This window comes from Rheinheimera texasensis DSM 17496, from assembly GCF_000711985.1.
Taxonomy (GTDB): Bacteria; Pseudomonadota; Gammaproteobacteria; order Enterobacterales; family Alteromonadaceae; genus Pararheinheimera; species Pararheinheimera texasensis.
The window spans coordinates 117643-140604 of the sequence record NZ_JONU01000008.1; the positions used below are offsets into that span (position 1 = coordinate 117643).

At 52.0% G+C, this 22962-nt stretch carries 18 protein-coding genes; 14 read left to right on the top strand and 4 right to left on the bottom strand.

Going from position 1 to position 22962, the window contains the following annotated elements:
• The first annotated feature begins 30 nt into the window (after positions 1-30).
• The 4 genes from Q399_RS0106470 (at position 31) to Q399_RS0106485 (ending at position 4448) form a co-directional block, all read left to right on the top strand.
• Positions 31-1059 carry a cupin-like domain-containing protein gene (locus Q399_RS0106470; protein WP_051685820.1) on the top strand — a complete coding sequence of 343 codons (1029 nt, stop codon included), beginning with the start codon at positions 31-33 and terminating at the stop codon, positions 1057-1059.
• Between the two features lie 140 nt (positions 1060-1199).
• Positions 1200-2279 (top strand): hypothetical protein, encoded by a 1080-nt coding sequence (locus Q399_RS0106475; protein WP_031566903.1) that lies wholly within the window; start codon positions 1200-1202, stop codon positions 2277-2279.
• Positions 2280-2289: 10 nt separating this feature from the next.
• Positions 2290-3093, top strand: a complete 804-nt coding sequence (locus Q399_RS0106480) for a hypothetical protein (RefSeq protein WP_031566906.1) — start codon at positions 2290-2292, stop codon at positions 3091-3093.
• 362 nt (positions 3094-3455) lie between these two features.
• The gene (locus Q399_RS0106485) at positions 3456-4448 is read left to right on the top strand and encodes a Gfo/Idh/MocA family protein (protein WP_031566908.1); all 993 of its coding nucleotides are present in this window, start codon (positions 3456-3458) and stop codon (positions 4446-4448) included.
• Positions 4449-4488: 40 nt separating this feature from the next.
• On the opposite strand, the gene Q399_RS0106490 is transcribed toward Q399_RS0106485, so the two are convergent.
• The gene (locus Q399_RS0106490; protein ID WP_031566909.1) at positions 4489-7101 is read right to left on the bottom strand and encodes a family 20 glycosylhydrolase; all 2613 of its coding nucleotides are present in this window, start codon (positions 7099-7101) and stop codon (positions 4489-4491) included.
• A gap of 311 nt (positions 7102-7412) precedes the next feature.
• On the opposite strand from Q399_RS0106490, the gene nagK reads away from it, so the two are divergent.
• The 5 genes from nagK to Q399_RS0106515 all read left to right on the top strand — a co-directional run bounded on the left by nagK (position 7413) and on the right by Q399_RS0106515 (position 13151).
• On the top strand, positions 7413-8339 hold the full coding sequence (gene nagK, locus Q399_RS0106495; protein ID WP_031566911.1) for an N-acetylglucosamine kinase: 927 nt from the start codon (positions 7413-7415) through the stop codon (positions 8337-8339).
• A gap of 12 nt (positions 8340-8351) precedes the next feature.
• Positions 8352-9350, top strand: a complete 999-nt coding sequence (nagB-II, locus tag Q399_RS0106500; RefSeq protein ID WP_031566913.1) for a glucosamine-6-phosphate deaminase NagB-II — start codon at positions 8352-8354, stop codon at positions 9348-9350.
• Positions 9351-9460: 110 nt separating this feature from the next.
• Positions 9461-10582 (top strand): N-acetylglucosamine-6-phosphate deacetylase, encoded by a 1122-nt coding sequence (gene nagA, locus Q399_RS0106505; RefSeq protein ID WP_031566916.1) that lies wholly within the window; start codon positions 9461-9463, stop codon positions 10580-10582.
• A gap of 85 nt (positions 10583-10667) precedes the next feature.
• A complete protein-coding gene (locus tag Q399_RS0106510) occupies positions 10668-11990 on the top strand; it encodes a sugar MFS transporter (protein ID WP_031566917.1) in 1323 nt (440 codons plus the stop codon).
• Positions 11991-12065: 75 nt separating this feature from the next.
• Positions 12066-13151: an acyltransferase family protein gene (locus Q399_RS0106515; protein ID WP_031566919.1), complete on the top strand. Its 1086-nt coding sequence runs from the start codon at positions 12066-12068 to the stop codon at positions 13149-13151.
• Here Q399_RS0106515 and Q399_RS0106520 read toward each other — a convergent pair.
• From Q399_RS0106520 to coaD, 3 genes are read right to left on the bottom strand one after another with little or no spacing between them, the layout of a single operon-like run.
• A complete protein-coding gene (locus Q399_RS0106520) occupies positions 13119-14051 on the bottom strand; it encodes a type 2 periplasmic-binding domain-containing protein (RefSeq protein WP_031566921.1) in 933 nt (310 codons plus the stop codon). The genes Q399_RS0106515 and Q399_RS0106520 overlap by 33 nt on opposite strands.
• A 45-nt stretch (positions 14052-14096) precedes the next feature.
• Positions 14097-15506, bottom strand: a complete 1410-nt coding sequence (locus Q399_RS0106525) for a capsule assembly Wzi family protein (protein WP_031566923.1) — start codon at positions 15504-15506, stop codon at positions 14097-14099.
• Entirely contained in the window at positions 15503-15985 is a 483-nt protein-coding gene (coaD, locus tag Q399_RS0106530; RefSeq protein ID WP_031566926.1) for a pantetheine-phosphate adenylyltransferase, read from the bottom strand. The genes Q399_RS0106525 and coaD overlap by 4 nt, the downstream gene beginning before the upstream one ends.
• 117 nt (positions 15986-16102) lie before the next feature.
• Between coaD and Q399_RS0106535 the strand changes: the two genes are divergently transcribed.
• The 5 genes from Q399_RS0106535 (at position 16103) to glnK (ending at position 22952) form a co-directional block, all read left to right on the top strand.
• The gene (locus Q399_RS0106535) at positions 16103-16765 is read left to right on the top strand and encodes a TetR/AcrR family transcriptional regulator (protein ID WP_031566929.1); all 663 of its coding nucleotides are present in this window, start codon (positions 16103-16105) and stop codon (positions 16763-16765) included.
• A 222-nt stretch (positions 16766-16987) separates the two neighbouring features.
• Positions 16988-19072, top strand: coding sequence for a M13 family metallopeptidase (locus Q399_RS0106540; protein ID WP_031566931.1), 2085 nt, complete (start codon positions 16988-16990; stop codon positions 19070-19072).
• A 277-nt stretch (positions 19073-19349) separates the two neighbouring features.
• Positions 19350-21947 carry a bifunctional aconitate hydratase 2/2-methylisocitrate dehydratase gene (acnB, locus tag Q399_RS0106545; protein WP_031566934.1) on the top strand — a complete coding sequence of 866 codons (2598 nt, stop codon included), beginning with the start codon at positions 19350-19352 and terminating at the stop codon, positions 21945-21947.
• 72 nt (positions 21948-22019) lie between these two features.
• Complete coding sequence (locus Q399_RS0106550) at positions 22020-22388, top strand: YacL family protein (RefSeq protein WP_031566936.1); 369 nt, start codon at positions 22020-22022, stop codon at positions 22386-22388.
• Positions 22389-22613: 225 nt separating this feature from the next.
• On the top strand, positions 22614-22952 hold the full coding sequence (gene glnK, locus Q399_RS0106555; RefSeq protein WP_031566939.1) for a P-II family nitrogen regulator: 339 nt from the start codon (positions 22614-22616) through the stop codon (positions 22950-22952).
• The last annotated feature ends 10 nt before the right edge of the window (positions 22953-22962 follow it).

Genomic DNA, 22962 nt, shown 5'->3' on the forward strand with positions numbered 1-22962 from the left:
GCTTTTATACTGATGAGGCAAGGTTGCAGAATGCAGGAAATTCAGCGCATAGATACCAAAGCTGCTGGTTTTGATTTTGACCAGATAGTGGCAGCGGCAAAACCTGTGGTGTTGTCAGGCTGGGTGGAACATTGGCCGGCATTGCAGGCTGCCCGCAGCGGCCCCGTTGCTTTGGCACAGTATTTACGTCCGCTGGATAACAACAAAGAAATGGATACCCTGCTGCTAGCAGCTGATACCGCCGGCAAGGTTGGCTACGCCGGCGACGATTTGCAGCATTATAATTTTGAACGGCGCAAGTATCCGGTGTGGGCTGTGATGCAACAGCTTATCCAGCAGATCCAAACGCCAAAACCACTGCATATTGCGCTGCAAAGTGCCAGATTGGACAGTTGTTTACCTGCCTTCAGCCGGCACAATCCAATGCCCGGTCTGGACCCTGCCATCGCGGGCCGAATTTGGATCGGCAATCAAACGGTAGTGCCGGCCCACCTTGATCACAGTGACAATCTGGCCTGTGTATTAATAGGTCGCCGCACTTTCACACTGTTTCCGCCTGAGCAGGCGGCAAATTTATATATAGGTCCATTGCAAAGCGCACCAACAGGCGCACCGCTCAGTCTGGTTGACATCCTCCAGCCGGATTTTACACGATTTCCGCGTTATCGTGAGGCGCTCAAACACGCGCAACAGGCGACGCTGGAAGCCGGCGATGTGCTGTTTTTGCCGGCCATGTGGTGGCACCATGTGCAGGCGATAACACCAATGAATATCTTAGTGAATTACTGGTGGGGTGGCTCTGTGGCCTCCGATGCGAAAGGTCCGTCGCCGTATCAGGCCATGTTGCATGCGCTGGTGGCACTGAACGACGCCCCTGATCATGAACGCCGGCACTGGCAGGCATTATTTGATTATTTTGTGTTTCGTCAGGATGCAGCTGATTTCAGTCATATCCCGACAGAGACCGCGGCTATCCAACGTCATGTGAATGAACAGGGTCGCAAAGAGATTTTGCGTTGGCTGAGTGCAGAGCTGCAAAAAAATACGGCAACTGATTGATTAAAAATTAATATTTATCAATGTGTAGCGAAATTATTCATATAAAAACATGATATTTTTTTGCTGTATGAATGATTGAGTAAATTTTTTGTATTTTGTTTTCGTGCGTTTGCACGAAAAATATATAAGGAATTTACATAATGCTTCATAACAAAATGTTGGTATTAAGTAGTTTACTGACAATGGCTTCAGCTTCTGCTGCGATTGTCCAGTTAGACCAACTGACTTCCGATCAATTGCTGTCACCGTATAACCAGCGCTGTCAGGGAGATATGGGCTGCCTCAATAGCCGGTTTAATGAACCGGTCAATATCGTTGTCAGCCCGATGACACTTCACTACGGCGAAGTTGCATACAATGGTTTGCCAGTATCGGTAGATAGCCGCGTTTACACAGTTCGTAACTGTACTTCGTTACCACGCACGCAAAGTACTTCCTTTGGTACCCAAAAAGTGTCTGGGATAAAAATTGAAACGAAAGACAGTGTTGTCACAGGGCAAAAGTTAACCCGCGAAGTTAATCTGAAGTTTCCGGTAGGAAGTTCCAAGTTTGGCAGCAGCCTGAAATCAAGTTACGAAAAAACGGTAGATTTCAGTACTGCCGGGATGGCTGAGAGTACGACCAGCATTTTTGAAACCGTCTACGTGAATACGATAGTCCCGCCTTACACCGTCAAAATAGTCAAATACAACTCTATTGCACTGAGCGGAAAACTGCCGTTAACTGCAACAGGTAAAATTAATGGCACCACCAGATTTGGCGACTACAGCACTGTAGTTTCGGCGCCATATGTGACGTTAGCCGGCGATTTGCTGGCATTCGAACACAATGAAATCCGTCACGAGTTCTATGAATATCCGCAAGGCAATGCAACAGCCTGCCGGAACTTCAGTATTCCTGCCGCGGCTGCAAGTCCAAGCCATGGTCTGCAGGCGAGCACTCTGCCTGAACACAATGTTCATCCTCTGACTGAGGAATCGGCAGACGTGAAAGTGCCTACACCTTCACCATTAATGGTCCGAGTCCGACTGCCTGACAACGCTTCTGCATGTCCAGTCACCTTTAACTTTGGCCGTGACCAGATTGCGGTCCTTGGCAGAGGGGGGATCTGGTCAGATTGGCAGGTGCTATCTGTTGCTGACAGTAAAAAGCAGCGACTGACGATGGCTCACAATTGTGATTCCACGCCACAAATTGAATACAGCCTGGTCTCGGAATAAGGATATTAAGATGAAAAAAATATTTGTAGTGTCTTTGTTGGCAGCAAGTTTTGTACAAGCCGGCGAACTGAAAATCCCGCTCGATAACAGTGCTGTGTTTAAAGATAAAGTCTACAACAGATGTAATGCACAGTGGGCTGGTGGTGGTTCTGCGATGAATAAAACGCAATTTATGCAGCAATGCACAATACGCGAATACGGTAGTTTAATGAACAACATCAGCCTGATACCTGCTTCCGGAATTCAGCAATACACCATTCAGCAAGGAGATCCGGTTTCAGCCGGTTCTACCAGAGTCGTGATTAAAAATTGCTCAGGACAAACCGAAGTTCATAAGCGCTCGCAGAAAATTGAATTAGCTGATGCGTTAAGTGCGACGACCAGTAACTCGGTGAAAGTGACATACAGCAATAGCCTCGCTGCGTCGGTAACAGGCCCTGACGATGTCCTTAATGCAGCTGCAAATAAAGATCTATCGGTAACGGTGAACCTGTCGAAATCACAAACCACGAATGGTCAGCATAAACGTATTGAGAGTGTGGAAATTGAAGAAGCGGTACCGGCTTACACTGCACTGATCATCAGTTACCGTAATGCCCGCGCCGATACTTTGCTCACTTTTAGCGGCAGTTATTTTCTGAAAGCTGATTACTACGGCTCCGTTTCAGACACTGGCAGAAGCTACCAGCTCAGCGGGACAGCCTTATACAGCAATACTCACTTGTCGTCAGATACTGATCTGTTCGAAGAAGCTTTACCGGTAGATCCGGTGGCCTGCCGGAATTATCAGGTCCCTGGTGCGCTGGTGTTGTAAAAATGTCTGAAAATTCGGCAAATAGCTAATGACAGCGTTGTCATTAATTGGTAGGATGCTATTAACCTGAGCACAAAGTCAGTGGTACTTGTGCTTGGAACAGCCGGATGAAGCGGACGCATTGCGACCTTCATCCGGTGCACGATGGCAACCTGACTGGTGGTTGCTGTTGTCTCCCTTGTCGCAGTCTGTAGCATTGGTAGTTGGTGCAGCAGGCTGACCAGTCACACGGATGTTGTGTTTTATTTGCCAATCCTTATCCAAGGGTATTTGCAGGATACTGAGTTCAGTGTCCTGCTTTTTTATTGCCGCAAGATGCTTTAGCCTGTTTATTTCCCAAATCAATTAACAAGAGCTGTCTGATGCTTAACACAATTCGCTGGGGCATTTTAGGTTGTGGCAACGTCACTGAAATCAAAAGTGGCCCGGCCTATCAGCAAACGTCGGGTTTTAGCGTGCAGGCCGTGATGCGCCGTGACGCGGAGAAAGCTGCTGATTATGCCAGCCGCCATCAGGTGCCGGTCTGGTACAGCGATGCTGATGCGTTGATCAATGACCCAAACATCGATGCGGTTTATATCGCCACACCGCCAGACAGCCACTTGTTTTATGCGCTGAAAGTCGCCGCCGCCGGCAAAATCTGCTGTGTTGAAAAGCCGATGGCGCTGAATACCGACGAGTGCGCGCAAATGAATGCAGCTTTTGCGAAAGCGGGCGTGCCGCTGTTTGTCGCTTATTACCGGCGCAGTCTGCCGCGTTTTTTACAAGTCAAACAATGGCTGGACGCTGGCCTGATTGGCACAGTGCGCCATGTGCAGTGGAATTTCAGCCGCAGCCCGAACCAGCTGGATTTAGCCGGTGCCGCCAACTGGCGAACAGATCCGAAGCAGGCCGGTGGTGGTTATTTTGTTGATTTGGCCAGTCACGGTTTGGACTTATTGATGTATTTACTGGGCGATATCCGGCAAGTGCAGGGTCAGGCGCTGAATCAGCAAGGCTTGTACCAGGCTGAAGATGCGGTTACAGCGCAGTGGTTGTTTGCACCGGATGCCAAGGGGCATATCGCAACCGGCAGTGGTTTCTGGCATTTTGGCACGGACGGCCGGCGTGATGTGGTGGAAATCATCGGCAGTTTGGGCCATATCCGCTTTTCGGTGTTTCAGGATGACCCACTGCAGCTCAGCGTCAATGGCGTGACTGAATCAGTGTTTATTGAGCATCCGGCGCATATTCAGCACTATCATGTCGCCAATATCGCCGCGCATTTACGTGGTGAACTGCAGCATCCATCAACTGGCGATAGCGCAATACGCGCGACCGCAGTGATGCAGCAAATTCTGGCCAACAGAGCTTAACAACAGCAGGCCGGTGTGGTGCCGGCCTGCTGTATGTGTCTTAAGGGAGGACTTCCGGCAGTTGTGTCTCGCGGCTGCTGCGACCATCCGCTGAACGGCTGCGCAGTCTGACTTCGGTACCAGCAGCGAGCGGAATGGCTTCCTGATAACGCTGCCAGCTTCTACCGCCATCCAGACTCAGTTCAATCGTCAGCCCCGGATACGCCACATTGGCATACAACGAACCGCCTTTGATCTCAGCCCCCACCGGCGGCAGATAATACTGCACTCCTGCCTGACTCAGCTTCGGCAGTTCTTTTTGTGTCATAGTTCGGGCAAATAGCTGCCAAGCCTGATCGCGCTCTTGCGGTTTCACCGCGTTGCTATTGGCGTCAGCTTCCCAGCTGGCTTTATGCCAGGCGCGTTCGGCGATAGGGAGCAGCCGTGGATAGACCATTTCTTCCAGTTGCGAGGCAGTGCGGATAGTTTCCGACCAGACCTGGCCCTGCATACCGAGAATGTTTTCCGGTTTTTCCAGTTTCGGCAGAGCACGACCTACCAGATGTTCTAGGTCATTGATCACAGCACCGCTTCGGGTTTTGTCGGCATTGGCGTAGACGTCGTCCGGCATATAACCAAAGACTTTTTTTGCATCAGTAAAACGTGCCGCCCAATAATAACCGCGTTCGTCTGGGTGCGTTTCATTCGGATGGTCCAGATACAAATGCGTGCCGTGCGACATCACCACCTGATATCCGGCATTCGCCAGCCGATAAGCGCGGTCGGCATAACCCCATTCCCAGATGTTGTCCCAGACATTGGCGTAAACTTGTTTATTGGCAAATTGTTCGCGGTTAAACGGATTTATCGGGTCGTACATCAGACCATCTTCCCAGCCACCTAACGCCAGTTGACGACTGTGTAATAAGGCCGCGACCTTACTGACAAAATAAGGTTTGAGGTCGGCCACGCCTGCAACGCCAGGGATGCCTTTGGCAAACAGCGTCTGGCATTGCGGTGACGCGGTCCAGCTGCCAGCACCTACTTCATCGCCCCCCATATGATAAGTCGACAGTTTTAAGCCGGCTGCACGATACATTTGCTGCAGTTCGTACACCACTTTATCAATAAAGGCGTAGCTGGAATCCATACAGACGTTGACCGAGTTATCGGTGTAGTTCTGCACTGTCAGGTACTTAGACTGGTCCGCTGGGTCGCTGAGCAGATATTGCTCTGCTTCGGCTTTTTTACCCTGTTTCAGCAAACGCTGATAACGCGCCTGCATGGCAACTACCGCTGCGCGGGCGTGGCCTGGCATATCAATTTCCGGGATCACTTCGATATGGCGGGCGCTGGCGTATTTAAGGATTTCGATAAAATCGTCGCGGCTGTAAAAGCCATTACCGGAGCCGGATTGGTGTGGGCCGGTGCCAAGCTGAGTCAGTAAACACTGTTGTTCAGTTAAATCAAAACAACGCTTTGCACCGATGGTGGTCAGTTCTGGCAAGCCCGGGATCTCTAGCCGCCAACCTTCATCTTCAGTCAGATGCAGATGCAGTTTGTTCATTTTGTAACGCGCCATCTGCTCAATCAGCCGCAGCGTGACCGCTTTGCCGTGGAAATTACGCGCCATGTCGTAATGCATGCCGCGCCAGCGATAACGCGGGCTGTCTTGAATTTCCTGCTGCGCCAGACGGACACTGCTGAACTGCGCCGGCGTCAGCGCCAGTAAGGATTGCAGGCCGTAAAACACACCGGCGTTGTCGGCACCGCTGATGAGAATTTGCTGGTCGTTTATCAGCAGCCGGTAACTTTCCGGTGTGGTTAACGCAGGGTCAACCCGCAGCTGGATCTGTTTGGCGCTGTGCTCTGTAATTCCAGGTACTGTTTTCAGCGCAATGCCAGCAATGCCCAAGCGGTCCTGCAAATAAGCGGCTTCGGCTTTTAACCGGCCTTGAAAGCGGATGGTCCACTGCTGATCTAACAACAACCGGCCGCCAAGTAATTTTTGCTGTTGCGGCGTCGGAATAATCTGGTCAGCGATACTGACGTCATCAGTGAGTGTTGCGTTGACGGCCTGATTGTCCTGAAACCGGCTCTGTGCTGTGGCAACTTTATATAAATCCGGCTCTGGCTGCTGATAGCGGTACAGCTGTTCGGGCCGGCGCAGCGGCGCGACAAACTGGCTGAAATCTTCGGTATCAGTATTGCTGAACACTTCCGGCTGCAGCTTGCCGGCAACAATAAAAGCGCGTGGCATAAAATCGCTGTAAGACACCAGGAAAGGGGCGCCGCTGATTTCGACTGTCAGCGCCGCGCCGGCTGCCAGCCCTTTAAAAGCTTTGGTTGGCGCCAGCCGGTGCAAATCACCTTGCACATGCTCCAGAGTCAATCCTGCCGGGGCGGTCAGCTGCAGTTTACGGATCGAGTGAAAATAAATCTGCCAGTTGCCGATGCCGGGGGCGAGTGCCTGGGCTGATTGATTGTTAAGTTGCAACTGGCCGGTGAAAGTCCCGGCTTTGTCCGCAAAATTACTGACCACAGCCATTTCAAAGCGGGCATTGCTGGCAAATGTCTGCAGTTCTGTCTGTTGAATAAACTGATGCGCCTGCAGTGGCGCCACCGACAACAAAACTGCACTGATGAGGGCTGGAATGGCCTGCGTTTTCTTCATTATTTATCCTGTTGCAAAAGGTGGTACATCAGTACCACAGTTCCTTTTAAGCGATGCTGGTCAGACGTTACAACTGGATGACTGAGCTAACTCGCTGATTTTTATTTTATTTTACTGAATGCAGCAGCAGCTGCGTGAATTTCCAGTCTGATTTTTAATCAGGGGTCTTGTTATTTGTCAAAATTATTATATGCTGAACTGAAAAAATGACAACGCTGTCATAAATAAAAATGCCGGTTTTTTCAACAGCGCTAAAAATGGCACTGGGAACACGGCACAGTCAGTCGCATGGTGTGCAACGAGGGTGCTTGATGAGTAGCGAAGCAGGGCAGCGCAGCCCATTGTATTTAGGCATAGACGGCGGCGGCAGCAAATGCCGGGTCGTGATTGTGGATGCCGCCGACCGGTTGCTGGGTGAAGGGCTAGGTGGGCCGGCCAATCCGCTGCGTGGCATGAAAGTCGCGACCGATTCTATTCTGACCGCTACCCAACAAGCATTGTTGGCGGCGGGCATGACCTTTAATGACATGTCGCGTCTGATCGCCGGTGCTGGCTTGGCTGGTGTCAACATGCCGCAATATTTCCAGTTATTTTCTGAATGGCAGCATCCGTTTGCCGAGTTTCATCTGACCACAGATTTACATACTGCCTGTATCGGCGCGCACAAAGGTGCCGACGGTGCCGTCATTATTATCGGCACCGGTTCCTGTGGCCTTGCTGATGTGAATGGTCAGTGCCTTGATGTTGGCGGCCATGGTTTTCCTTATGGCGATAATGGCAGTGGCGCCTGGTTCGGTAATCAGCTGGTGCATCATGTATTGCTGGATAAGGACCAGATTGGCGCACCGACTCAAATGACTAAGTTGCTGAGCGAGGCCCTTGGCGTTAGCGGCACTTTAGAGATTGTCAGTCAGTTTATGCATGCCACACCAACCGTGTTTGCCCGTTATGCGCCTTTGGTCTTTACCGCCGCCGAGCAGGGCGACCAGGTCGCCGCTGAGATTATTCAGGCTGGTGCCCGCCATATCGACAATATTGCGCTGAGACTTTTAAGCCTCAAACCTGAGCGGCTGTCTTTAATTGGCGGCCTTGCTTACAAAGTTCAGCCTTATTTATCCGCACCGGTGCAGGCATTGCTGGCACCGGCGCAGGCCGCACCGGAGTTCGGTGCAGTTTGGTTTGCCCGTGCCCGGCAGGCCAAACGCCAGGCCGCAGTATTATCCGTGTCTAATCAATGAAGTGAGATTCGCATGACCAGCACTATCATGGCGCAAGAAGCCGCAGAAGCCCCAGTCCGTATCCGCGAACAGTTGCAAACCAACGCTGCAACTATCGCGGCAGTTGTGGCGCAGATCCGTCAGCGTCAGCCGAAGTATGTTTATATGGTTGGCCGCGGTTCATCAGACCACGCCGGGGTATTTGGCAAGTATCTGATTGAAAGCGTGATTGGTTTGCCGGTGGCGCCGGCTGCACCTTCAATTGCCAGCGTCTACAACAAACAACTGCAGCTGACCGATGCGCTGGTTATTTGTATTTCGCAAAGTGGCCGCAGCCCGGACATCCTGGCGCAGGTGGCGATGGCAAAAAATGCCGGCGCTTTAGTGGTGGCGCTGGTCAACGACACCAGCTCACCGCTGGCGGAACAAGCTGATTTTGTCGTGCCGTTGTTTGTTGGCCCGGAAAAAGCCGTTGCCGCGACCAAAAGTTATCTGGCCACATTAAGTGCATTGCTGCAGCTGGTCGCAGTCTGGTCAGAAGACGCGGACTTACAGGCTGCGGTCAATCAATTACCGGAACTGTTGCTGCGGGCACAACAATTGCCGGCACAGCTTACGCCTGAAGCCGTTGCTGCAGTGAAGCATTGTGTGGTGCTCGGCCGCGGTCCGGGTTATGCCATTTCGCGTGAAATTGCGCTGAAACTGAAAGAAGTCTGCGGTATTCATGCCGAGGCGTTTTCCAGCGCCGAATTTCTGCATGGCCCGGTGACGCTGGTGAAAGACCAATTCGCCATCATCGATGTGTCGATTCAGGACGAAGCTTATCAGGCGCATAAAGCACAAATCGCTGAGGTGCAAAGCCGTGGCGCCAGTCTGGTGCATCTGCATCACGGCCAGCTTGCCAGCCATCCACGAGTGCTACCACTGCTATTGTTGCAGCGTTTTTATCTCGACGTGGAAGCCGTAGCGCGCAGTCGTGGCGTGAATCCGGACGCACCTCCGGGCCTGAACAAGGTCACTAAAACAGTTTAACGAAAATAAACGAAACCATTTATTAGATCCGAATGGTTTCGTTTTTTCTGTACCTGACGTAGTATGGCGAGAGAACGCCCCGACAGGTCGGGAAAAAAGGAGCGGTTTTCATGCAACAACAACAGTGGTCCGTTGCGCGGTTATTTGACGGTGAACAATGGCATTCGTCAGTGCGGGTCAGCGTTTTAGATGGGGTGATCAGCCGGATTGAGCCCTGTGCGCCGGCTGAGTGTAGCGATCTGACTTTAGCGCCCGGATTTATTGATGTGCAGGTCAACGGCGGCGGCGGCGCTTTGTTTAATACAGCACCGACCATCGACAGCCTGCGCACTATGCTCAAAGCCCACGCTGGTTTTGGCACCACAGCGATGTTACCGACTGTCATCACCGATTCGGTCGAAACTATGCAGCGCTGTGCCGATGCCATCGCTGCGGCTGTTGCAGCCAGCGAACCTGGGATCCTCGGTGTACATTTTGAAGGGCCGCATTTGTCTGTACCCAAACGCGGTGTGCATCCGACTGAGCATATCCGTGGTTTATCTGCCGAAGAATTGGCGCTGTATGGCCGCACTGACCTTGGTATTAAGCTGGTCACTGTCGCGCCGGAGAATGTCACACCCGACCAAATCCGCCAGTTAGTGGCTTTAAACGTCATTGTGTGTCTGGGCCATTCCAACGCCGATGGCGCGACGGTTGAAACGGCACTCGCCGCCGGTGCGACCGGCTTTACCCACTTATATAACGCGATGTCGCCTCTAACTTCCCGCGAACCCGGCATGGTTGGCGTGGCGTTGGCGGATCGCAACAGCTGGTGCGGCATTATTTTTGATGGCCATCACGTGCATCCGGTTGCCGCCAAACTGGCGCTTGCGGCTAAGCCACGCGGCAAAATGCTGATTGTCACCGACGCGATGTCGCCGGTCGGCACCAGTGACACCGAATTCCCGTTTTTTACCGGAAAAGTCACCCGCGAGGGCAATAAACTGACCAATGACGCCGGCTCGCTGGCCGGTTCAGTGCTGGATATGGCTGGTGCCGTGCAGTATGCGGTCACTGAGCTCGGGGTTGAGCAGGGTGAAGCATTGCGCATGGCATCTTTATATCCGGCCGAGTTTTTGGGCATCTCGGAACGTGCAGGTCGCATCACTATCGGCTACCGGGCAGATTTCGTGCTGCTCGACGCCCAAGGCGTGGTACAACAGTGCTTTATCGCCGGTCAGGCACTGAAATAGTTTTATCGACAACAAGCAGAACAATCACAGGGCAACAAGGCTGGCGACTGTCAGCTCTTATAATAACAACCGATAAGAGGTGAATATGGATACGGTATTGGATCGACCGCAGCAAAAAAATACGCTGCTGCCGATGGTGATCATCGGCACGCTGTTTTTTGTGTTTGGTTTTGTTACCTGGCTGAACGGGTCTTTGATCCCATTTTTAAAGCTGGTGTGTCATCTGACAGAATCGCAGGCGATGTGGGTCACATTCGCATTTTATATCGCCTATGTGGTGATGGCGTTACCGATGTCCTGGGTGCTAAACCGCATCGGCTATAAAAATGGCATGGTGGCGGGTCTGGGGATTATGGCTGCCGGCGCTGTGCTGTTTATTCCGGCAGCGCAAACCACGTTATACAGCCTGTTTCTGGTGGCGCTGTTCACGTTGGGTACTGGTTTAACCATTCTGCAAACCGCGTCCAATCCATATATCGTCTGTATCGGCCCACGCGAAACTGCGGCGATGCGCATCAGCGTGATGGGGCTGGTGAATAAAGGTGCCGGCGTGGTCGTGCCGCTGATTTTCACCGCCTGGATCCTGACCGGCATGGATCAGTTCACCCCGGAAGTGTTGGCTGCTCTCAGTGAAGAAGAGAAAGCCAGCCGCATTGCCGAATTATCCAACCGTCTGGTGACGCCATACATCTATATGACCATCGCACTGCTGGCGCTGATGGCTTTTGTCAAATTCTCACCACTGCCAGAACCTGAGCTGGAACAAGCTGTAGAGCAAGGTGTAGCACCTGAACACCGCACTTCAGTGCTGCAATTCCCGCAGTTAATGCTGGGGGTGGCTGCGTTGTTTTTCTACGTCGGTGTTGAAGTGATTGCCGGTGATACTATTGGTCTTTATGGCCAACATCTGAATGTGGCACATTGGGGCGCGCTGACCTCCTATACCATGGTGTTTATGGTGCTGGGTTACCTGGTTGGCGTTAGCTGTATTCCGAAATATTTGTCGCAACCACGCGCGTTGCAGGGCTCTGCGGTGTTTGGCATCCTGTTCACCTTGGGTGTGATGTTTGGTTCGGCTGAAAGCCATCAGTTGTCAGCCGCGTTATTTGGCTGGGCCGGCATTCCGACAGTGCCTGATACTGTGTTGTTCCTGGCGATGCTGGGTTTTGCCAACGCCTTAGTCTGGCCAGCTGTTTGGCCATTAGCGCTGGAAGGCCTGGGTAAATTTACCGCCACCGCTTCAGCTTTGTTAATTATGGGCATCGCCGGTGGCGCAGTATTACCGAAGGTCTATGGCTACCTGTCGACGGCATCCGGTGATGCGCAAGGTGCGTACTGGATGATGATCCCATGTTACGCCTTTATCCTGTATTACGCTTTCAGCGGCTATAAAAAACGCCAGTGGTAAGCCTGGATTGTAGATAGGAAACACAGGGCTGACTTTGTCGGCCCTGTGTTATTTCTGATACCGGAGATAATAACAATGCAAAATACCGGACGATTTTATGCACTGGATGTGCTGCGCGGCCTTGCTATAGCGCTGATGATTTTGGTCAACACGCCGGGCAGCTGGTCGCATGTGTATAGCCCGCTGCTGCATGCCCGTTGGGATGGTTTTACCTTCGCCGACATCGTATTCCCCGGCTTTTTATTTGTCGTCGGCGCTGCGATGGCGTTCTCGATGAAAGACAGCCGGCTCAACAGTGCTGCCGTGATGAAAATTGGTAAACGCGCGCTGCTGATGTTTGGCTGCGGCCTGTTGCTGAATTTTCTCAGCCATCCGGATCTGGAAACTTTACGTATTCCCGGTGTGCTGCAGCGCATTGCGCTCTGTTATGCACTGGCGGCGCTATTGGTGCTGACTTTGTCTAAACGCGGGCTCTGGGCAGCAATGCTGCTGCTACTCGGCGGCTATTTTGCCTTGCTGCAGTTATCGCCGGCGCCGTTTTCGCTGGAACAAAATATTGTCCGCACACTGGATTTGGCTGTGTTCGGCACTGCCCACGTTTATCAGGGCTTTGGACTGCCATTTGACCCGGAAGGGTTACTCAGCACTTTGCCGGCCACAGTCAACGTGTTGCTTGGTTATCTGGTCGCGACCGGTCTGAAAGGCAAAGCACCGGCACAAGCGGTGCGGGATTTGGCGGCCATTGGCGCTGTTTTGGTGCTGCTGGCATTGGTCGGACATTGGGTCTGGCCGGTAAATAAAGCACTTTGGTCAGGCACTTATGTGGCGTTAAGCAGTGGTTTATTGCTGTGGTTGCTGGCCGCGCTGGTTTATCTGGTCGATATCCGAAAAGCGACAAAACTGACCGAGCCGCTGCGGATTTATGGCACTAATCCGTTATTTATTTATATGCTGAGCTGGATGTTTTCAGTGGCAACAGCCCGCTGGCTGAGCTGGAGCACTGCAGACGGCACTCAGTCCGTTGCAGGCTTGCTGTATACGGCATTGTCGTCGCTGCTGTCGCTACAGGCTGCATCCTTAGTGTTTGCGTTGCTGCATGTCGTGCTGTTCTGGGCGTTATCGCTCTGGTTATATCGCCGGCAAATTTTTATCAAGCTGTGATGCACTGAAATCGGCTGGTACAAACCAATAACGCCGGTCTAAGTTGCGGGTATCCGGGCTCAGGCCCGGATTCTTGAGTTCCAGCCAATGTTGCATACTGAATTGGCTCAGTGGAAACACATGTGCAGTCAGCGGATGTTGCTGCATATGGGCCAGTAATTCCCCATCGGTGATCATCATTTCCAAACCCTGCTCAATCCACTGTGCCAGTGTTTCATTTTGCTTGCCGGTGAAAAAATAGATAGCAAAAGGGTAGTGCAGCATCAGGTTGGGATAACGCACCAAATCAGGATACAACGCAGCGCGTTCGCGCAGTTCGGTCTGGCCTTCATGTAAACCGCGCGGGAAATAATCACAGCGGCCAGCATTCACTTGTTTAAACAAATTTTCATAGACCGGGGATGTCTGCACTTTTAAACCGGCACTTTGCAGTATTTTGGTATCTGGCCAGCTCAGCCCCTGACAGGCGGTGAGCTTACGTAGTTGCTGCAGGCTACTGATCTGATTAAATTTTTCCACTTGGCTACGCCGGATAGTCAGCATGCGGAAGCCCATCAGGCCGCGTTCGAGCGGAATTCGGATGGCCCTTAGCTGCTGCTCTTTGTCGCGGTCTGTCCCCATCCAGAATAAATCGATGATCTGGCCTTTTTGCAGTTCCCGGACAGCACGGCCTTGTTCCATTTCTGCCACCGGCAAAATGTCGGGCAAGGGCCGGCCGGCAGCGGCTTTTTGCAAAGCTTTGCGCAGCAGCGCCACATAATATTGTTGAGATACATCATGTTCTGAACGGGGTTTGGGCACGCGGATTTGGCCGGGCACAGCAGTCTCTGTGGCAACGACTGCCGCAGCAGGCATTGCCAGCAGAAAACCAAGCACCATCCAGATGGGCCAACTTTTCATGCAATTCCACGCTCCGTGATCTCACGCCGCGCGGTGAGACATCGCTCAGAAACGGTATTCCCAGGTGCCGGCCGCACTGACCTGATGGTCCAGTTCCGGCCGCAGGGGCGACTGCTGTAAATAGCGTAATTGTAGACTGAGTAAGCCGTCAAACAGACCGCGGCGATGTTCCAGCTTCAGTTGCCAGCTCGAATCTGAGACGGCCGCCTGATGATAACGGGCCAGCGTCAGTTGGGCCGACCAGCTGATGCCACCCAGGGTCTGATAATGCCAGGCGCTGCTCAGTACCTGGGCATCGGCGCCATAGCCGCTGCCGATAATCCGGCCATAACGGTGGTACCCTTCAGGATACAGGCTGCCCTGATATGCACAGTTACCGGCTTCCAACTGATCGGCGCATGTCAGGTAAGTATCTGAATATTCTAGGTTAACAGTGTGAATACCGGTCGATTCGCCAAAATAGCTGCGCACTCCCCAGAGCTGTAACAGCTCATCCGGTGCGCCGCTTTGATTGTCATCATCCGCCAGTTCGGTATAAACCGTGAGCGGAAAGCCTGCCAGTTGCAGATGCCATGCCGCATCTATCGCGGCACGCTGGTCGGCCGGAATCTCGTCGCGTTGGTCGTAGCTGACCAGATCCCACAATGTGCTGAAGCCATTACTGCGACCCTGACCACCCCATTGGATCACCCGGCTGGCACCTAGTTCCAGTGCCGGCACCGGTCGAAGCGTTAGCCGGCCGCCCCAATAACGGGTCTGCGGTACCGCACTGTTATGTTGACCGTACCCGAGGAAAGTTGTTGCCGACCATGGCCCAAGCCAGCGCAGCCAGCTGCGTTCATCGGGTTGCCAGCCGTGACGGGTCAGCCGGATGCTTGGTAGTGGACGGGCGTTGTTACTCAGTAACAAACTGCTTTGCTGGCCAGGGCCCCACCAGACTGCGGCCTGGTCGACCTGTAGCACCCAGTTACCGCGGATCAGCGCCAGATAACTACCATCCAGTGTATTGTCTTGCTCAGTAATGTTGTCATCCAGCACCCGCCGATTGACCTGTAACCGACCTGCGATTGAATCGCTTTGTACTTCCTGAAACAGGCTCAGCGCGGCATCTTCAAAATAGCTCTCGCCAAAGTGCTGGTGATTGGCCGTCGCGCTGTTCGCTTTCAGTTTCAGCCCGGACTGGCGTTCGCCGCGGTTGGCATTGAGCGCGCTGCGCAGGTGTGCCACAGCAAATTGCAACTGCGGGCTTAATGCAGCGCTGTCGATACGGTTTAAATCAATGGCGATGTTTTTCCACATGATGGGATAAGTATTGACCGGCCCGGTCAACAAACCAGCCTGCGCCAGACTTTGCAACGACTGGCGCAGATAATTGTCCTGGGTATCGAGCCATGGCGTGGCAATTGAAGAGAATGTGCACAAGGCGGCACAGACAGAAAACCACTTTAATTTCATCGACCTAACTTCCGTTTTAACGCATCAAGCACCTGAGGAGCGACAAAAGGTGCGACATCGCCGCCATGGCGGGCCACTTCTTTGACTAAGGTTGAAGAAATAAACATATTTTTTTCTGACGGCGTCATAAACAGGCTGTCGAGGTCCGGGTTCAACTGCCGGTTCATGCTGGCCAGCTGAAACTCATATTCAAAATCCGCTACTGCACGCACACCGCGGATCAACACCTGCGCCTGATGCACTCGGGCAAAATCAGCCAGCAGGCCGGCAAAGCCAACCACCTGCACGTTGGATAAACCGGCGAACACTTGTTGTGCCAGGTCAACCCGTTCTTCCAGACTAAACATCGGCTGTTTGCTTGGGTTGGCTGCGACCGCCAGAATCACTTCATCAAATAATCGGGCGGCCCGGATCACCAAATCGGTGTGGCCATTGGTCAGCGGATCAAAAGTACCGGGATAAATCGCTTTGGTTTTCATAGACTAACCTGTGCTCTGGTGCAAACGCATGCGGTCGGGCAGGCGGGGCTGGTAATTTTTTTCGATTTGACGTTACTATACCAAAATAATTCCTTTCACTATAAGCCCGTGCCGGTCATGGACAAGAAGTTGCGCACTAAAGATAAAATATTACAAGCCAGCATCGAGTTGTTTAACCAGCAAGGCGAGCGTCAAATCACCACCAATCATATTGCAGCGCACCTCGGCATTAGCCCGGGCAATCTGTATTACCATTTCCGCAATAAAGAAGACATTGTCCGGCAAATTTTCAAAGAATACGCCAAATTGCTGGAAAACCGGCTGCAACCACCAAGCCGGCATTCGGAAGCGCTGGATGCGCTGGCGCAGTATCTGGATATTGTGTTTGAACTGATGTGGCGATTTCACTTTTTTTACGCCAATCTGCCGGATATTTTAAGCCGCGACCCATTGTTGCAGCAGGATTATCTGCAGGTGCAAAAAGGTGTACTGGCGAAAGTAGTCTCGGTATTACAGGCACTCAAAGCGGCGGATGTGATTGAAATAGATGATGCTGATATCGCCAATTTTGCCCATACCATCAAACTGGTGGTGACTTTCTGGATTAGTTACCTGAAAACACAGGCGCCGCATGCTGCGATTGATCAGGCGCAGGCTTATCAGGGGGTATTAAAAATCCTGTTGTTGTTTAAGCCTTATGCGACTGCACAGGCTTTACCCCGCATTATTAACCTGCAACGGCATTATCAGCAGTTAGCTGGCCAGCCGGTTTTGAATTAATCAGCCGGCGCTCTGGCGTTTAGTTGTTGCACTGTAAAGTTATTTTACAGATCTGGGCGTTTCTTGTTGCATTTCGTTACAACTTGCTGGCCTTCGCCATTGTCGCCTGCCGTGCGCCGCGTTACCATGGCAGCAGAGTTCAGGCGCTTCTGCAGCAGGCTGTAGCCAGATCCGCATGCCAAAGACTCAGGGTCTTATAAAAAACAACCAGGAATTCTCCCGATGAAAAATATCTCTGTACTGGCGCTAAGTGTTGCACTGGCGCTTGGTCTGACCGGCTGTGAAAAAGCCGCACAAGCTCCGGCGCCCAAGGCCGCTGAAACCGCAGCCGTGGCTGCTGCTCCTGCCAAAGCCCTGGTATCAGGTGTCGAACAGGAAAACTTTGACCCAGCGGTCAAACATACCGAAAACTTCTTCTACAGCGTCAATGGTACCTGGCTGAAGAATACTGAAATCCCGGCGGATAAGTCGAATTACGGCTCTTTCACTAAACTGTATGACGATTCTCAGGTTGCGATGCGCACCATCATCGAATCTGCAGCAGCGAAAAAAGACAAAGTCGCCGGCACTGACGAACAAAAGCTGGGTGATTTCTACAATAGCTACATGGATGAAGCCGGCATTGAAGCCAAAGGCGTCACGCCAATCAAAGCGGATTTAGACAAAATCGCGGCGATCAAAGATCACACAGAACTGGCCCGTGTGATGGGTGAAATGCAGCTGACCGGCACCAGCCTGCCATTTGGCTGGTATGTCAATAACGATGCCAAAGCATCGACGCAAAACGCCTTGTACCTGGGCCAAAGCGGTCTGGGGTTACCAGACAAAGATTACTACTTTAACAAAGACGCGAAGTTCGAAACGATTCGCGCCGAATACCAGAAATATCTGGTCGATATGCTGACCTTAGCCGGTGTGGCAGACCCAGCCAAAGCAGCAGAACGCATTTATGCGCTGGAACTGAAAATTGCTGAGAAACACTGGAGCCGCGTGGAAAACCGCGACGCCGACAAAACTTACAACAAGTTCAGCAAAGCAGACTTAACCGCCAAACTGGGCGCTTTCCCGTGGGAAGAGTATGCCAAAGTGGTGAAGCTGGATGGTGTTGCTGACATCATCGTTGAACAGCCAAGTTATTTTGAAGCTTTCGGTGCTATCTACAAAGAAACCGATCTGCAGACCTGGAAAGACTACCTGAGCATGCGTTTTGTCTCTGAATACTCCGGCAAACTGAGCAAAGCTTTTGTTGATCGCCAGTTCGCTTTCTACGGCACTGTGTTGTCAGGTACCAAAGAGCAGCAACCACGCTGGAAAAAAGCTGTGAATGCCTCTGACGAAGTGCTGGGTGAAATCGTCGGCAAACTGTACGTCGAACAACATTTCAAACCAGAAGCCAAAGAGCGCATGACAGTGCTGGTCGACAATCTGATCAAAGCCTATCACCAGAGCATCGACACGCTGGAATGGATGACGCCGGAAACCAAAAAGGCCGCACATGAAAAGCTGAACAAGTTCACGCCAAAAATCGGTTACCCAGATAAATGGAAAGACTACAGTAGCCTGAGCATCAAAGGTGACGACCTGGTCGGCAACTACAAAGCGGCAGCACAGTTCGCTTACACCAAGATGACCGAGAAACTGGGCAAGCCGGTTGACCGTTCTGAGTGGTTTATGACGCCGCAAACGGTCAACGCTTACTACAACCCGGTGAACAACGAAATCGTATTCCCGGCAGCTATTCTGCAACCACCGTTCTTTAACCTGGAAGCGGATGATGCGGTGAACTACGGCGGTATCGGTGCAGTGATCGGCCACGAATTAGGCCATGGTTTTGACGATCAGGGCGCCAAGTTTGATGGTGACGGTAACCTGCGTAACTGGTGGACTGATGCCGACAAAGCTGAGTTTGAAAAACGCGGCAAGCAGTTAGTGGCGCAGTACAATCAGTACTCTCCGCTGGAAGGTATGCATGTGAACGGCGAACTGACTTTAGGCGAAAACATCGGTGACCTTGGTGGTTTGACCGTGGCATTGAAGGCCTATAAATTGTCGTTAGGTGGTAAAGAGGCGCCAGTGATGGACGGCTTCACCGGCGAACAACGCTTCTTTCTGAGCTGGTCACAAGTGTGGCGCCGCAAAGGTCGTGAAGAATATCTGCGTAACATGCTGACGACAGATCCGCATTCACCGAGCGAATACCGCGTCATTGGTATCGTGTCGAACATTCCTGAGTTCTATGACGCATTTAACGTCAAACCAGGCGACAAGATGTATATCGCACCGGAAAACCGCGTCAAAATCTGGTAATAAAGCCGGATAACATCGCTTCATAAAATGGCTGCCTTTTGCGGCCATTTTTTATGCTTGTTCGGCAATATCGGTTTTATAAGGCGGCTAGACACAGAGAATTAAGCTGCGTTATTGTTTTAAACATACACCATTCAGCAAACTTATAGCGACTATAAGCCATGCTGCTTATACTACGGTGTCAATTCCGGCCAAATTTTCTTATAATCCAGCCGTTTGATTTGCTGCCAACCCGCTGAATGGCAAGTGTTCAGCGGACCAACCTGAGGACATTACTGTGCTGCAACAATACCGTGAACACGTCGCTGAACGTGCGACCCAAGGCATTCCTCCAAAGCCGCTGACTGCGCAACAAGTGGCTGATTTAGTTGAATTATTAAAGAATCCTCCCGCCGGCGAAGAAGCGTTCCTCGTCGACTTACTCGAAAACCGCATTCCACCGGGTGTTGACGAAGCTGCTTATGTCAAAGCCGGTTTCTTAACTGCTGTCGCTAAAGGCGAAGTTACCAGCCCGTTAGTGACTGCTGAGCGTGCCACTGAATTGTTAGGCACTATGTTTGGCGGTTACAACATTCAGCCGATGATTGACCTGCTGGACAGCGACAAATTAGGCGCAATCGCCGCTAAAGGCCTGTCGCACACGCTGCTGATGTTCGATTCTTTCCACGATGTGAAAGAAAAAGCCGACAAAGGCAATCAACACGCGAAAAACGTGCTGCAAAGCTGGGCCGATGCCGAGTGGTTCTTAAGCAAGCCGGCTATCCCGGAAAAAATCACTGTGACTGTGTTTAAAGTCACAGGCGAAACCAACACTGACGACCTGTCACCGGCACCGGATGCCTGGTCACGGCCGGATATCCCGTTGCACGCTTTGGCGATGCTGAAAAACGAACGTGATGGCATTGTGCCGGACGTTCCAGGCTCAAAAGGCCCGGTTAAACAAATCGAAGCGCTGCTGGCCAAAGGCTTCCCACTGGCATACGTCGGTGACGTAGTCGGTACCGGTTCAAGCCGTAAATCTGCCACTAACTCTGTGCTGTGGTTTATGGGCGACGATATGCCGTTTGTACCAAACAAACGCACTGGCGGTGTCTGTTTAGGCGGCAAAATCGCACCAATCTTCTTCAACACCATGGAAGATTCAGGCTCGCTGCCAATCGAGCTGGACGTGAACAGCATGGCGATGGGCGATGTAATTGATATTTTCCCACATCAGGGCGTAGTGAAGCGTCACGGCACTGATGAAGTGATCTCTACTTTTGAACTGCGTTCTAACGTGCTGTTAGATGAAGTGCGCGCCGGTGGCCGTATTCCACTGATCATTGGCCGTGGTTTGACTGACAAAGCGCGTGAAGCGCTGGGTCTGCCGCATTCAACCGTGTTTGAACGTCCGGCTGTGACTGAAGTCAGCAACAAAGGCTTCACGCTGGCGCAGAAACTAGTTGGTAAAGCCTGTGGCGTCAAAGGTATTCGCCCAGGCCAATACTGTGAGCCAAAAATGACTACAGTGGGTTCACAGGACACCACAGGTCCTATGACCCGCGACGAGTTAAAAGATCTGGCTTGTTTAGGTTTCTCTGCAGATTTAGTGATGCAGTCTTTCTGCCACACGGCCGCGTATCCAAAACCGGTTGACGTGAATACCCACCACACGCTGCCAGATTTCATCATGAACCGCGGCGGTATCTCGCTGCGTCCTGGTGACGGCGTGATCCACAGCTGGTTAAACCGTATGTTGTTACCAGACACAGTCGGTACCGGCGGTGATTCACACACCCGTTTCCCACTGGGGATTTCTTTCCCGGCAGGTTCAGGCTTAGTTGCCTTCGCAGCAGCTACCGGCGTAATGCCACTGGATATGCCTGAGTCTGTGTTAGTGCGCTTTAAAGGCGAAATGCAGCCTGGCATCACCCTGCGTGATTTAGTCCATGCCATCCCTTACTACGCTATTCAGCAAGGTCTGCTGACGGTTGAGAAAAAAGGCAAGGTCAACATTTTCTCTGGTCGCGTGCTGGAAATCGAAGGTCTGGAGCATTTAACTGCTGAACAGGCATTCGAGCTGTCAGATGCTTCTGCTGAGCGTTCAGCGGCTGGTTGTACTATTACACTGTCGGAAGATTCAGTACGTGAGTACCTGCAATCGAACATCGTGATGCTGAAATGGATGATTAGCGAAGGCTACGGTGATGTCCGCACCATTGAGCGCCGCATCAACGCGATGGAAGCCTGGCTGGCCAATCCGAAACTGGAACGCGCAGATGCTGATGCTGAATATGCAGCAGTGATTGAAATTGACCTGGCAGACATCAAAGAACCAATCCTGTGTGCGCCGAATGACCCGGACGACGCCCGTCTGTTGTCAGCAGTTGCCGGTGAGAAGATCGACGAAGTCTTCATCGGTTCCTGTATGACCAACATCGGTCACTTCCGTGCCGCCGGTAAACTGCTCGACAAGTTCAAAGGTCAAATCCCAACGCGTCTGTGGATTGCTCCTCCGACCAAAATGGATAAAGACCAGCTGACCGAAGAAGGTTACTACGGTATTTATGGCCGCGTCGGTGCACGCATCGAGATCCCTGGCTGTTCACTCTGTATGGGTAACCAGGCTCGCGTTGGCGACAACACCACAGTGGTGTCGACTTCAACCCGTAACTTCCCGAACCGTTTAGGTCAGGGTGCCAACGTGTACCTGGCTTCTGCTGAATTGGCTGGTGTGGCGTCTATCATTGGCCGCCTGCCAACAGTTGCCGAATATCTGGAATATGCCAAACAGATCGAAACGACGGCTGCGGACACATACCGCTACCTGAACTTCCATCAGATGAGCCAGTACACCAGCAAAGCCTCAAACGTGATTATCCAGCAAGCTGTGTAATCAATCAGTGAGGCCACAAAAGCCCGCAGCTGCGGGCTTTTGTTTTTTCGGCGGCAAGCGATTGGGGTAGGGATGGAACACGATTTTATTTATCTGCCGGACAGCCGGCGTTATCTGTTGAAACTGGCGCCGGAGCAACATGCGCTGCAGTGTTTTTTGTTAGAGGAGTTTGAGCTGCGTGCCGGCAGTTATCAGTCATTACTGGATAAACTGCTGACGCTGGGTTTGTATGATGAATATCAGTTTATTGGCCGTGAATATTCGCTGCAGGTCGAGCGGATGGAAGTGCGGGTGTTTCATCTTAGCTGTGGCCAGCACTATGCCGACGACCAGTTTCTCGAAGCGGAGCTCAATACCGACGACGCTGCATTACACTGTGAATGTGGTCTGGAAGATTTAATTCGCTTATTGCAGGCCTGGCAGCAGTTTTTGCCGCGCTGATCTGCCTGTCCTTACACTTTCAGGTGCACTTTCAGGTGCACCGACAGCGGGAAGATGCGCACCAAGATGGTGCGTTTTTTTTATCCGGCTTTTGCGGTTTTACTCTAACTTATTGTATTTAAATGAATAAAAAACTTGGCACACGACTTTCTTATCCAATTGGCAACAGCAACAAGTTGCCCGGGCCGATTTGCGCCGGTCCGGGGATCAATGAGGATAAAAACTATGAAACTCGTAACTGCCATCATCAAGCCATTCAAGCTTGACGATGTTCGTGAAGCGATTGCGGACATTGGAATAGAAGGCCTGACCGTGACGGAAGTCAAAGGGTTCGGGCGGCAAAAAGGCCACACAGAACTGTATCGTGGCGCGGAATATCAGGTGGATTTCCTGCCCAAAGTAAAACTGGAAATTGCAACGCTGGATGAAAATGTCGACCGTCTGCTACAGGCGATCCAGCAGGCAGCCCACACCGGTCGGATTGGTGACGGTAAAATTTTCGTTTATGACCTTGAGCAAGTGGTCCGGATCCGGACCGGTGAAACTGACGCAGAAGCGATCTAGCAGGAGTCCA